The following is an 11681-nucleotide window of genomic DNA, read 5'->3' as shown; positions in this document are numbered from 1 at the left end:
GGGCCACCACCGGGCCCACCGGGCCCGCCGCGTCGCCGCCGAGGCCGCCGTTGTGAACGACGGCCGCCGCGGCGAGGTCACTAAAATCCCGACTAGTCGATGTCGGTGTCCGTCTCCGGTGCCTTTCGGCCGTTGTTCCTGAGGTTAGCGAAGGGCAGAGCTCCTCCGTGAAGTTCTTTGAACTCGTCGATCAGGTCCTGCTCAGCCTCACCCGCGTCGTCCTCGGTCGTCGGCCGCCAAGCGACGAGTAGCGCAGCCGAGTCGACCAGCTGCCAGATGTAGCGACCGCCCCAATGGCCGGCCAGCAGACCGTCGCCGTGGCGCTGGTAGTCGCTAAGCCGCTGATTCAGCCCGTTCTGCCCCGCGGCCTTGCCTATGTACACGACCGTTGCCCCGTCCACCCAGGCATCGCCGAGCTTGTCGGTCGACACGGACGGGTCGCGGCCTTTGAGGCGTCCGGCAGGGCTGGTGGGGAGGAACGACGGGGGTGCGGTGTCCGTGCGGATCACCACGTAGATTCCGTGCCCGGTGGGGACGTTGCTGTCGGGCAGTTCACGGAACGGCACGAAGCCGCGGAAGCCGCGCTCGGCCAGGGCCATCTGCGTCAGCTGGGGTGTCGGGCTCATGCCAGGCATCGTGCCACGCGTATCTGACAACCCTTGGGCGGAGAGTGCGGAGATCACAGCCGCGGAGGCAGTAGTCCCCCTGTATCGACACTGCCGACCGTGTGGTGGAGGTGGGCAGGTGGCCTTGGTCAAGGTCGTTACTGGATCCGCGCCACCACCTCGGTCAGGCCCTGTCCGCCTCCGGAGCGTCGTCGAAGATCGGGTGCAGCGGCACCCCTACCGCTATGCGTGCTTGCTTGAACTCCTCGTCTGCTGACCCCTTCAGCAGGTAGGTTTTGCGGAGCAGCGGCACGGGCCAGTTGGCCGTGCGCATCGCCTCGGCCTCGGATATACCGGCCGTGGTTGCCCATTCCCTAAGGCCGCGCAAGGCGGCGTCCGACGCGGCGGCGGTCATGTTCGCTGCGTACACCAGCCATCCGTTGGCGGCGAGTTCCTCCCCGATAGCGCACTCGGGGCTCCGCTTGGAGGGCCCGAGCGGCTGGTCTGTCCCGACGACTAGGACGCGGACGCCGTCCATGCGGGCGAGGAACAGAACCACGCGGGACATGTCCGCTTGGGCTTGCACGTCGCTGGCTGCCGCAACCACCCGGTCCCACAGGTCCGCCGCAGACACGTCGTCGAGGTTCACGGTTTCACTCTGGCCGCCCTGCGGCATGCGGTCTGCCGGCATGCGTGCGCTCACTCCGTCGATTTTCAACTGCCGAAAGACGGACCGTTCCACTTGCCGTGCGGCCTCCCGGGAGGGGAGCAGCACTGCGCGGTACAGGTGCCAACCCTGGCTCCGGTGTTGAGCGATCCGCGACGAGTCCAAGTCAGCAATCCCGACCTTCCCGACCTGAGTGGCGCTGTGCGTCACCACGTAGACGTGGGTGGGCGTCGCGGTCATGCGTTGATCGTAGTCCGGGATGACCCGCACAGTTCCCGGAGAGACACCGAGCAGGTTGGCGATCGAGGTGATAGAGCGGCCGGGGTCTGACAGGAAGTAGCAGGCGGCTCGGATGACTGCCTCGGCGACGGGGCGCCCGCTGGCCCTGCCCGGGGCGGGCAAGGCCAGCGGACGGGTTCCCCCGACGACGAGTTCGCGGATGTCACCCGCGAGTGCGGCGAAGGCGTGGAATACGAGCCGGCCGCCGAGGGCAGTGTCGAGCCTCCTGCGGAGCGAAGTGAAGCCGATACCGCTCGCGTAGTTCGACGCTCACACTGATGAGGTCCTGGAGACTGCTGCCACCGGTCGAGCGAGGGGGCCACGCGGGTTTCGATCTTCTGGCGGACCATCGACACCTGGCCATACCCGTTCTTGATCTCATTGTGGACGCGCGGTTCGGCGACGAGGAGCTCGTGTCCCGTCTCAGTGAAGGTGATCATGGCGAGGTCGTGGTCAGCGGTGGGCCATCTTGAGTGAGACGCGGTGCAGCCTAAGGGTCAGCCAATCTGAGAACTGCGCGTCCTGGGTGCTTCGCGCTCGACTGCGAACTCGTCTAGGAGCTCGCGCAGGGGCTTGATCGCGTGTTGCTCACCCTCAGGGGGAGGTTCAAGGCGTCGTCCCAGCCGTTCGGGAAGGCGTCATGGAGAACCTGGCCGGGCCAGGCGTGGCTGCAGTCATGTCCCCGACAGGCGACGAGCCAGTCGTGCCAGCCGGTGAGCCCGTGCCCCCGTGCCGCAGCGCATGCTGGTCATAGCCGGTCAGGAACGCGGTCGGCATGTGGAGGGAGGGCTTGCCGACGAACATGCCGGGACGTTGGCCGACGCTGGCGAAGTATTCGCGCTCGGTCATTTCCGCGAGCGGGCTCATGCGTCCGCCCCCTCGTGATCATCGGTGTCGTCGTCCGGAGCGGGGCGAAGCCTGCGGCGGGCCGCGTCCAGACGTTCGGCGTAGTCCATCGCAAAGATCCCGGGCAGCGACTTGTCGAGTGCTCCGGCAATACGGTGAAGGGGCGCCCAGACCGCCGCATCGTCGACGAGATGGCTGAGGTCCGTCATCTGCACCTGCTCCAGCCAGTCCGACAGGACCAGCGCCTCGTCCGGGGTGAGCTTGATGATGATCTCCGGGTTCTCCACCGCTCGAACATAGTCCCTGGGCCGGGTGTTGTCAGAGGTGCCTGGCACAGTGCCGCCGTGGACATCGATTCATTCTGGGAGCTCATCGAAGAGTGCCGGCGGCAGGAGCGGGGACCGGACGAACGGCTTGTGTGGCTGCGTGGCGAACTGTCGCGAAGGTCGCCGGCAGAGGTCGTGCAGTTCCAGGTGCGCTTGGACGAGGTGACGCACGAAGCGTTCACGTGGGACCTGTGGGCAGCCGCGGACCGGATCTTCGGCGGCTGGTGTTCGGACGACGGGTTCTGCTACTTCGGCCTGTGGATAGTGAGTCTCGGCCGGGAAGCATTCTCTCAAGCAGTGGCAAACCCCGATGCCCTGGCCGACACCCCGGAGGTCCAGCGCCTGGTGGGCCGTCCGCGGGAGATGTGGAACGACGATTGGCCGGACTGGGAGTCTCTCGACTATGTCGCCATGGAGGCGTACGGGATCCTGACCGGCGTCGACGACGAGTGCGGCGAAGCCTTCTACGAGGCCGTCGACGCCGAGCAGAGCGACGACGAGGGAAGCTCCGGGCCGCTTGGTGAGCGGTGGGACGTGCGCTGCGAGGACGAGGCAGCGCGCAGGCTGCCGAGACTGAGCACGATGTTTCCCCTGCGATCACTCACTCAGAAGGGCAGCTCGTCGGGTTCGGGGAGCGGGGAGTACCCGCATGCCCATTGCCCGGGGACGGTCGCGTAGATCGACTCCAGGTCGGCGGCTGTCCTTCCCCGAACGTGCAGCCAGCTGTGGTCACCCTGCCCGTCCAACCGCAGGAGCTTTCCAGGTGCAGAGAACCAGCGCACGGGTGCTTCCTCGACCCCTGTCCACATCGGGTAGTCGGGCAGCTCGGCGTGCGTGAACAGCCGCGGTAGCTCACGGATCAGCTCCGCGGGCAGTTCACACGCGTTGTAGAGCCGGCCGTCGCTGAACAGCGTCTCGCTGAGGACAAGCTCGACCCAGGCGAGGGAGACCCGCTCCAAGAAGGGGATCCAGCCATCCCGCGACTGCACGAACACCGGCGGATCGTCCTGATCGAGGTCCCGAAGACGGACGCCCCAGAAGGCACATCCTTGGTTCTCGCTACGGAAGACCAGGACTCCTCCGAATTCGTCGTGCACGAAGAGCTCGGAGGGTGGCAGCAGCGGATCCTGGTTGCCCGTGAGGTCGTGCCGTGTCGCGCCGAGAAGCGAGTAGCCCTCGCGCAGCGCCACTGGCAAGCGGAGCCCGAGGGCTGCCTCAGCCTGCTCCAACTCCGGTCCTTGGGCGCCGGAGTCCTCACCCAGCGGCGCCGACCAAGCTGCAGCGAAGCTTCGGACAAAGTCCCAGGCCTGCCGTCTGTCGCGTATCCCGCCACGCAGAGCATGAGCTACGTCCCAAGAGCCGACCATGTTGCTGAACCCGCCTTCCTCGTCGTCGTGATCGCTGCCGTGTCGCGTTTCAGGTGGCAGACCCGGACGTCATTGACCTGGCGGTGGGACGGTGCGCTCCCCGGCGAGGAAGTGCCGGACATCGGATGCGAGGGATGACATCTGCTCGCCGGCCTCCAGCCACGTGGTGACCGAAGTGCTCCAGTCGCCCGCCGCGCTCCGCCAGGGGCGAATGGTCCAAGTCAGGCCGATGTATCCGCCGGAGCGGAAGACGGCTGAGACGGCGAGGTCGCGGTCCATGGTGTGCCAGGTCCGTTCGCCATCCCAGCCCCGGTAGCCCGCTGCCAGCTCCTCCAGGAACGTGGTGAGGTCGTTGTCCCAGATCCAGGCGACCACCTCGTTGACACGGGCGGTCAGACCGGGCGCCCAGGCTTCGATGGCGAAGTGAACGGAGTCCTGGTCGAAGCTGAACCGGTCGCAGAACGTCACGCCCACGGACGAGTTGTCCTGGCAGCGGATGGTCACGCAGGGCTTGCCGTCGATGTCGCCGTCCGGGGATGTCATGCACGGAACGCTAGGTCAGCGCTGCCTCGGCCGTCATCCGGATTCGTGGCCGGTGCCGTGCAACAGGGCTTCGGCGATTTCGCGGACGCGGTCGCCGGTGATGCCGGTGCGCTGCTCGACAGCGAGCGGGTGCTCGGTCGGTTCGAGCTCGACCAGGGGCCGCTCGCCGATCGGGCGGGTGTGCACGTGGGTCTTCAGGTTGATGGTGCTGGGGGAGTAGAACGGCAGCTCGGTGGTGAGCCAGCCGAAGTACGGCTTCTCCGACTCGCGCCCGGGCGTGTCCCACAGGTCGGCTGCCCGGGAGAAGTTCTCACTGCTGAGGGAGACCCAGACACCCCAGGAGAACACCTCGTCGCTGCCGATGACCGGTATCTCGATCAGGCCCTTGACGAAGTAGTGCTGCGCCTTGATGACGCACTGATCCGAGGAGAGCAGGCAGTCGGGGGCGTCGGCGAAACTCGGGTCCCAGACGTAGGGGGCGGCGGCGGAGTAGTTCATCGGCAGCTCGCCGTGGTGGCTGCCGCAGCACGTACAGGTGAATCCGAGATCGCTGGTCATGGCGGGAGCCTAGCGATGCACTCGGACAGTCACACTCTGCGGGTGGTGGACGCAGGGCATCCCGCAGGTCGACGGTGGGGCATGGACAGCAGCGAGTACGACGAGTACGAGGCCATTGTCAGAGTCCGGAAGGGCGCGCGTTTCACGCAGTCGAGGAAGACCGAAGGCGCTCATCGCGGCATGACACGTGACCCCGACACCAATCAGGTGGGTCAAGCCGAGATCTTCTTGAAGGAAGACGAGCCGGATCCGTTGGCGATGTACCCGCAGGGTTGGCTCGACTCTGACCGGCACGAGTCGGAGGCCCGAGCGCAGCAGCGTCGAGAGAACGCGGAAGTCCTCGCCGAGGTGCTCGTCCAGATTGGCCTCAGATTGGCGGAGAAGGCCGCGCCGCACGTCAGGAAGTGGTGGAACGAACAAGCGCTTCCGGTAGTGAAGGCGAAGTGGACCGACCAGGCGCTCCCGTCCGTGAAAGCGAAGTGGAGCAGCGTGGTACGAAGCCGCACGAGTGACCGCCGGGCTGAGACCGCGGAGGACCTGCAGGAAGTTGTCGCTGTTTCAGGCGATCAGCGGACGACCATGAGCGCCTCGGATGCGCGGAAGCGGCTCGCTGAGGCAGTGATGGCCAGGCTTTACAGCGACGAGCAGCTACGGCTGGTGCGCAACGCCCGGGTCGTGGACGAGGGGGAGGACGGTCCGGTGGAGCTGAGGGCGACGGACGAGCTTACGCCTCAGCGCATTGGGGAATGCGTCGAGTTGATGCTCGAGGCTAACCCTGCGCTGCTCGGCAAGGACCCCCTGGCCGAACTCGGGAAGATCATTGCGAAGATTCCAGTCGACGGCGGCTACGTTCCCATCCCGAGAACGGAAGGTGTGCTGTCGCACGCCGACGGGAGCGACTGACGAGCGCGCAAGGAGGCGACCGCGGTGGCTGAGCCCCAGCCGGAGAGCCAAGTCGTGTTGCCCGAGGGCTGTCACTGGGCTGCCGTAGCCTGGCTGGCGTGCCACTAACGCCAGACCCGCGCGGCCCGAACGGCGGCGCGGAGGCGGCACATTTCGGCATGGCTCTGAGGCGTAGGAACATCGTCTGGGCGCGCCAGCCGCTGGCGTGGTCGCGACGATGGCTCTGCGTGTGATTCACCCTGCGGAAGAAGGCCGAGGCGATGTGGGATGGTCTGAATAGCCGTCAGCGTAGCTACTTGCTTGCCTGCTTTCGTGAAGACCAGGAAGCGGAGCGCCGAGCCAGGGCCGCCCGGTCCACCTATCAGGACCCAGGGCCAGCGTCCGCATGGCGCAAGTTGCCGTTTTCGATCAAGGCCGAGCTTCCGTTTGCCGAGTACACCACGATTCAGAGACGCCTCCGCGAGGAGGGCTGCCTCGACGCTGGAGCCGGAGCCACCCTGCATGCCCTTGCCCGCAGAGGACTTCTGAAGATCACTGAAGACCGGATCGAGGTTCCGGAGGTCGGTCTCGTTGCCCGCGTCCTGGTGGAACTGACTCGTGCGGGCCGCGCATGCGCCCGTGCCGGGCTTGGTATTTCTCCCGCGCCGTGCCGTCCCAAGCATCTGCTCTCGGAGTGGCTGTGGGGAAATCTGGCAAGGGTCGCCGCCGCCGGCCCCGGCGGGCTGCCCGAGGACGTGATGGGAGGCAAGTCCAAGTACTACCTCGGTACCGGCTATCGCCCCAACGGCAAACCGAGCCGGGGCTACATCGACTCTTTCGCCATTCGCACTGAGAAAGGGCGCGGGACGTTCGTCCTCGAGTACCGGTGGCGGATCACCGAAGCCGGAAGACAGCACATCAACGCATACCGCGCTGATTATCAGAGCGTGTACCCCGATGTCCAGATCAACGCCCCAGATCCACTGTAACTCCCCAGATCGCCGCCCGACTGTCGTACCCCAGGTCTATCGTGCTGCGCGTGATGCCCATCTCGATGTCCGAGTCGATCAGCCATGACGCAATCCGGCAGATGGTGATGCGGGCGGCGGCCATGTCAGCCAAGGCCCTCACGAGCGCCGACCAGTCCCCCGAAGGCCGTCTGCGCACTCTGATGGAAGGCCACGGGGAAGTTCTCGCCGCCCGTGGTCCCGGCCAGCCGCTCCCCTTCGACGCCTTCCTGCAGATGCTGACTGGCGACCTCGCCCGTCTCCTCCCCGACGGGGTTCCACCGGAGGAGATGGCCGGCGTTCACCTCATCAATGACGACGGCCTGTTCGAAGAGGACCTGTACGACCTGGACCAAGAACAGCGGGAGGTCACGCGAGCCGTCCACAAGGCCACCCGGGACGGCAGGTCCACATCCATCGCAGAACTTGAACAGGAGATGGACCAGGTCACCGTCTACTCGGGGCTGCGGAAGCGCGGGACCCAAGAGGCGTACACCAAGGGCCGTTCCGACCTGTCTCGGATGCCGGCCGGGACCGAGGCGGAGGTGCGGCGGCTGAACCTGCCCAGCATTGTCGGCCAGTTCTACCGGCCCATCAGCTTCGCCGCGCTCTACGAGCAGTGGTGGTTCGCCTGCCCCGTGTGCCGCTGGCCGATGAAGGTCACCCAGCACCGTTCCCGCAAATCTGTCACCGGCAGGGTCCGCTGCTTCTACAGGCCGCACGCGGAACTCATGGGAGCCTCCTACACCTTCAAGATCCCGGATGCTGGGAAGCCACCGTCGCTGATCCCCGGCGCCCCGCCCCCGGCCCCCACCGGAGCGGCGTCTGTCCTCGCCCCCGACCTGCGAGGGCCAGTGCCGCAGCCACTGCCAGCCGCCGGGTATCTCGCGCTGACGCGCGGGCCGTGGCGCTACACCACCGTCCCTGGCCTCGTCGAGATCGCCTTGTACGACGCGCTACGCTCGCGCGGCTTTACCGCCGCCCCGGAGCCCTACATGAGTCCCGCCGCCTTGGGTGTCGGGGCCGATTGCCCCGGCGCGGTCACCGTGTGGCCCTACCAGGATGCCTATGACCTGCACGTGGATGTGTGGCACCACAACGGCGAGACGGAGTCCTTCCTGCTCGACATCAAGGACTTCACGTCGGAGAAGCTGCTGGCGAAGAAGATCCAGGCTGATGGCGGCGATGCCGGGGGAGCGGAGTGGATTGTCGTCCCCGACCACCGCGAAGCCTCCCTACCTCTGCTGCGCGGGGTGTGCGAGGAGTTCCGCCTGAGCGTGGCCACCGCGGGTGACATGGGCGAGAAGATCTGCAGGAAGGCAGGAGTCCGATGGGCCTGACGAGCAAGCTCCGTAAGGACGACGCAGCCGTCTTCTGTGCGCTGGCGCTCGCCGCCCACTACTTCCCCGATCCGCCCGACGAGCACGGGCAGCCCACCGCGAGGTTCAGGTACGCCGCGTTCCTTCTGTCCGGCCAGTACGACAAGTGGTCGGCCTGGGCGGGCCTCCCACACGAGGAGAAGCAACGCATCGCCGACGTTCTTGTCAACGCTCCGAGTGAGTTCGCCAGCGCTCCAGCCTTTGTGCAGGCCGCTCGTAAACGCCTGGCCGCGCCCCCTGCCGGGCAAGCCCCCCAGTTCGTTCCAGTCGGTGAACCGGCCGTGACCGAAGCTGCCTCATCCCGGGTGGGCGACGATCTCCTGGGCTATGTGGACCGCACCCTGAAGCGGGTACACAGGGATCACCCCCGCCCCAAGCCCGCGCCACCCGCCACATCCGGGGTGTGGATGACCCGCAAGCTCTACGCCGGGGGCATTGGAGAGATTCAGGGCCGTGCTGTTCTTCCCACGTTCGCGGGTAGCTCCGAAACTGACCCGTGCCAGAGCCCGACGCAGGTGTACACCGCCGCCCACACGCCAAACGTCGAGATCCCTGCCAGCGACCTTCTCGACCTCGCCAGGCAGCTGGATCAGCGGCTCAAGCCCGAAGGCCGGCACCTGCACCAGGTGCTCAAAGCGCTCTTTGGCCAGCTCAACACCACGGACACGATCTCTCCCAAGGAGGTGATCCGGCTCTGCGCCGGTGCCACCGAGATTTTCAACGCCCCCACCGGTACCGGGAAGAGCGTCCTGGTCCGCGTCATGGCCTCGTGGTTCGCCATCAACAGGCTGACCCTCGCGATCGTCCTGCCCACTGTCGAGGCGACCCTCGCGGCAGCGTGGGACATCAGCCAGGACCTCGCATTCCTTGGCCACCCCGAGACGTGTACGCCCCTGATGTCTCCCTACGGACTGCACGAGCGAGCCATGAAGGTCGCCTCCCGCATTGAGGGCTCGATCGCCGAGCAGTCGGCCAAGATCCGGTGGAAGATCAGCCAACTCTCCTACGGCTGCTCGCTGAACCGCTTCACCGAGTCCACACACCCCTACCCGGCCGGCTCGGAATCGTGCATGAGTCTCTACCCTCTGCCTCCGGCCAAGGGAACTCGACGCTGCCCGTTCGTGCCGGTGTGCGGGAAGTACCAACAGCACCACAACGCGTGTACCGCCTTCGTGGTGGTGACCAACCACCACAACTTCATGATGGGACGGATGCCCATTGGCATCACCCTCGACGATCGGCCCACCGATGGCCTGAGCGTGGCCGAATTCCTGCTGCGCCGCTGCCATGCCACCCTCATCGACGAGATCGACCAGTTCCAGTCCACGGCCATCGGGAAGTGCTCCAGCGAGCTGGTCCTGGACTCCCGCCTTGACAAGAAGATCCCGCTCCAGCAGCTCCACGACGAGCTGGGCAAACAGCCGCCCGCCACAGTCAAGGAACTCGTCCCGCCAGTCACCTACGCCCGCTACCTCACCGAGTTTCTGCTGGCCGCCGTCTGTGAGGGCCAGCTCCACCTGCGGCACTACGAGGGCGACGGTGGCCCCGTCGGTGACCGGGTGGGTATGAACAGCACCGGATGGCACATCTCCGGAGGCCGGGACCGCCGCCTGATCCACCTGCTGTTCCCCGAATCAGGCATCACCAGCGAACACGAGATCCCGCAGGAGCTGTTCGACAAGCTCAACGCGCTCAGGCCGCCCAAGCCCGGCCAGGACCCGCTCGCCGACCCGCTCAGCACCGTGGAGCTGGAAGACCACTACCAGGAAGCTCGCGGCGTCCTTGGCGAGCTTCTCGGCCACCGCGGTACCGATCTGCTCACCCACGCCCAGCACCGCCTTGACGAACTCCTCAGCGACATCGTCAAGAACGAGCACGACCGCGCCGAAGCCGTCGAACTGCTTATCGTCCGTACCTGGCTGTCCGAGCTCGACGACACCCTCAACGACCTCACGGGCAAGACGGCCCAACTTCGCTCCAGCGGCCTGGCCTCGGCCCGTGCCCTCGCCGAACGCCTCGAACGAGGCATCGGAGCCAACATCCTTCCGTTCGGCATGCTCGGCCGAGCTCTGTTCGGCTACCGCGTCACCGGCCTGGACGACCCGGCCAAGACCGGCGAGCTCACCTCCCAGAGCATCACCGGAGACCCGCACACCTACACCGCCCAGCTGGGCAGCATTGTCTCCCTCGCTCTCGCCGGCGTGGAGCGGCCCGTTATGGGCCTGTCAGCGACCGCGTACTTCCCGCAGGCCGTCCGTGAGCACATCCACAGCACCGTGAAGTGGTGGATGACCGACGCCGCGCCGGACAGTATCCGCGCGAAGAAGCACACCATCACCGACTCCCTCAACAACCCCATCCAGATCTCCGGGCTCCCCCAGAACCTCAAGGCCGCCGCCCTCAAAGTGCTTGGCGAGAGCCTGTACGACACCCGCATCCACCCCGAGCTTGAACGCTTGGAGAAGGAGGACAAGGACCGCGCCCACGCCGCCGTGGTGGTCAACTCCTACCTGCACTGCCGCTACATCGCCCTGGGCATCTACAACTCCGGCAACTACACCGGCGGCTTGTGCGTCGCCGTCCCACCGGACAAGGAACGCCGCAGCGACCTGCCGCCGCTGCCCGCCGGCATCGTCGAACTGACACCCGAGGAGTTCGAGACCTTCCCCAGCAAGGGGAAGATCCTCATCGTCCCCATGGCACGCATCGCCCGCGGCCTGAACATCGTCATCGGCACCAAGTCGGCGATCACCCCCGTCTACCTGTGCACCCGCCCGCTAGCACTCTTGAGCGATCCTCCGGAAATGTACGCCTCGGTCAACGCCGCCGGCCTCAACAGCTTGCCGAAAGAGCCGAGTGACGACCCCGTCGCCGCTCTCACAGCAGCACGCACCGAGGCGTGGAGACGCCTCAGCCTGATCATGCGCTCCGCGCCCGGTTTCGGGTCGACCCACAAGGTCATTCAGGAGGAGATCGTCGCAGGCATGGTCGTGGACATGATCCAGCTCGCTGGACGAGCACGGCGCGGCGGAACGGACATGACCCTGCACCTCGTGGACTACGCCTTCCACCGCGACTCGTGGCAGGCCGACCTCGCCAGCATCCTCCAGCGGATGCACACCAACTGGGACGAGGACGAACGCCGCCGCATGAACGACATCTACCGCGAAGCCCTCGCCGCCTTCCTCGCCTACGCCGGAATCGACCCGGCCGCATGACCTC

12 protein-coding genes are annotated in these 11681 nt (G+C 66.5%); 5 read left to right on the top strand and 7 right to left on the bottom strand.

Annotated features, from left to right (window positions below):
* Nucleotides 1-92: 92 nt before the first annotated feature.
* The 4 genes from ACIRQF_RS10545 to ACIRQF_RS10530 form a co-directional block, all read right to left on the bottom strand.
* Entirely contained in the window at nucleotides 93-626 is a 534-nt protein-coding gene (locus tag ACIRQF_RS10545; RefSeq protein WP_404090755.1) for a hypothetical protein, read from the bottom strand.
* A gap of 163 nt (nucleotides 627-789) precedes the next feature.
* Nucleotides 790-1512, bottom strand: coding sequence for a hypothetical protein (locus ACIRQF_RS10540; protein ID WP_404090753.1), 723 nt, complete (start codon nucleotides 1510-1512; stop codon nucleotides 790-792).
* A 645-nt stretch (nucleotides 1513-2157) separates the two neighbouring features.
* Nucleotides 2158-2418 carry a hypothetical protein gene (locus ACIRQF_RS10535; RefSeq protein WP_404090750.1) on the bottom strand — a complete coding sequence of 87 codons (261 nt, stop codon included), beginning with the start codon at nucleotides 2416-2418 and terminating at the stop codon, nucleotides 2158-2160.
* On the bottom strand, nucleotides 2415-2684 hold the full coding sequence (locus ACIRQF_RS10530) for a hypothetical protein (RefSeq protein WP_404090747.1): 270 nt from the start codon (nucleotides 2682-2684) through the stop codon (nucleotides 2415-2417). The genes ACIRQF_RS10535 and ACIRQF_RS10530 overlap by 4 nt, the downstream gene beginning before the upstream one ends.
* A gap of 57 nt (nucleotides 2685-2741) precedes the next feature.
* Here ACIRQF_RS10530 and ACIRQF_RS10525 point away from each other — a divergent pair, with 57 nt between their 5' ends.
* The gene (locus ACIRQF_RS10525) at nucleotides 2742-3401 is read left to right on the top strand and encodes a DUF4240 domain-containing protein (RefSeq protein WP_404090744.1); all 660 of its coding nucleotides are present in this window, start codon (nucleotides 2742-2744) and stop codon (nucleotides 3399-3401) included.
* On the opposite strand, the gene ACIRQF_RS10520 is transcribed toward ACIRQF_RS10525, so the two are convergent.
* The 3 genes from ACIRQF_RS10520 to ACIRQF_RS10510 form a co-directional block, all read right to left on the bottom strand.
* Entirely contained in the window at nucleotides 3329-3952 is a 624-nt protein-coding gene (locus ACIRQF_RS10520) for an SMI1/KNR4 family protein (protein WP_404090741.1), read from the bottom strand. The genes ACIRQF_RS10525 and ACIRQF_RS10520 overlap by 73 nt on opposite strands.
* Nucleotides 3953-4159: 207 nt before the next feature.
* A complete protein-coding gene (locus tag ACIRQF_RS10515) occupies nucleotides 4160-4633 on the bottom strand; it encodes a DUF6228 family protein (protein WP_404090738.1) in 474 nt (157 codons plus the stop codon).
* A gap of 33 nt (nucleotides 4634-4666) precedes the next feature.
* The gene (locus ACIRQF_RS10510) at nucleotides 4667-5131 is read right to left on the bottom strand and encodes a DUF2199 domain-containing protein (protein ID WP_404091771.1); all 465 of its coding nucleotides are present in this window, start codon (nucleotides 5129-5131) and stop codon (nucleotides 4667-4669) included.
* 141 nt (nucleotides 5132-5272) lie between these two features.
* On the opposite strand from ACIRQF_RS10510, the gene ACIRQF_RS10505 reads away from it, so the two are divergent.
* The 4 genes from ACIRQF_RS10505 to ACIRQF_RS10490 all read left to right on the top strand — a co-directional run bounded on the left by ACIRQF_RS10505 (nucleotide 5273) and on the right by ACIRQF_RS10490 (nucleotide 11677).
* The gene (locus ACIRQF_RS10505) at nucleotides 5273-6094 is read left to right on the top strand and encodes a hypothetical protein (RefSeq protein ID WP_404090736.1); all 822 of its coding nucleotides are present in this window, start codon (nucleotides 5273-5275) and stop codon (nucleotides 6092-6094) included.
* A gap of 260 nt (nucleotides 6095-6354) precedes the next feature.
* Nucleotides 6355-7062 carry a hypothetical protein gene (locus tag ACIRQF_RS10500; RefSeq protein WP_404090733.1) on the top strand — a complete coding sequence of 236 codons (708 nt, stop codon included), beginning with the start codon at nucleotides 6355-6357 and terminating at the stop codon, nucleotides 7060-7062.
* A gap of 53 nt (nucleotides 7063-7115) precedes the next feature.
* Nucleotides 7116-8420 carry a hypothetical protein gene (locus tag ACIRQF_RS10495; RefSeq protein WP_404091768.1) on the top strand — a complete coding sequence of 435 codons (1305 nt, stop codon included), beginning with the start codon at nucleotides 7116-7118 and terminating at the stop codon, nucleotides 8418-8420.
* On the top strand, nucleotides 8411-11677 hold the full coding sequence (locus ACIRQF_RS10490) for a hypothetical protein (protein WP_404090730.1): 3267 nt from the start codon (nucleotides 8411-8413) through the stop codon (nucleotides 11675-11677). The genes ACIRQF_RS10495 and ACIRQF_RS10490 overlap by 10 nt, the downstream gene beginning before the upstream one ends.
* Nucleotides 11678-11681: the final 4 nt, after the last annotated feature.

Source organism: Streptomyces sp. NPDC101191, from assembly GCF_044767915.1.
Taxonomy (GTDB): Bacteria; Actinomycetota; Actinomycetes; order Streptomycetales; family Streptomycetaceae; genus Streptomyces.
Note: the sequence above shows the minus strand (reverse complement) of the source record. Positions and strands in the feature narration are given on the sequence as shown.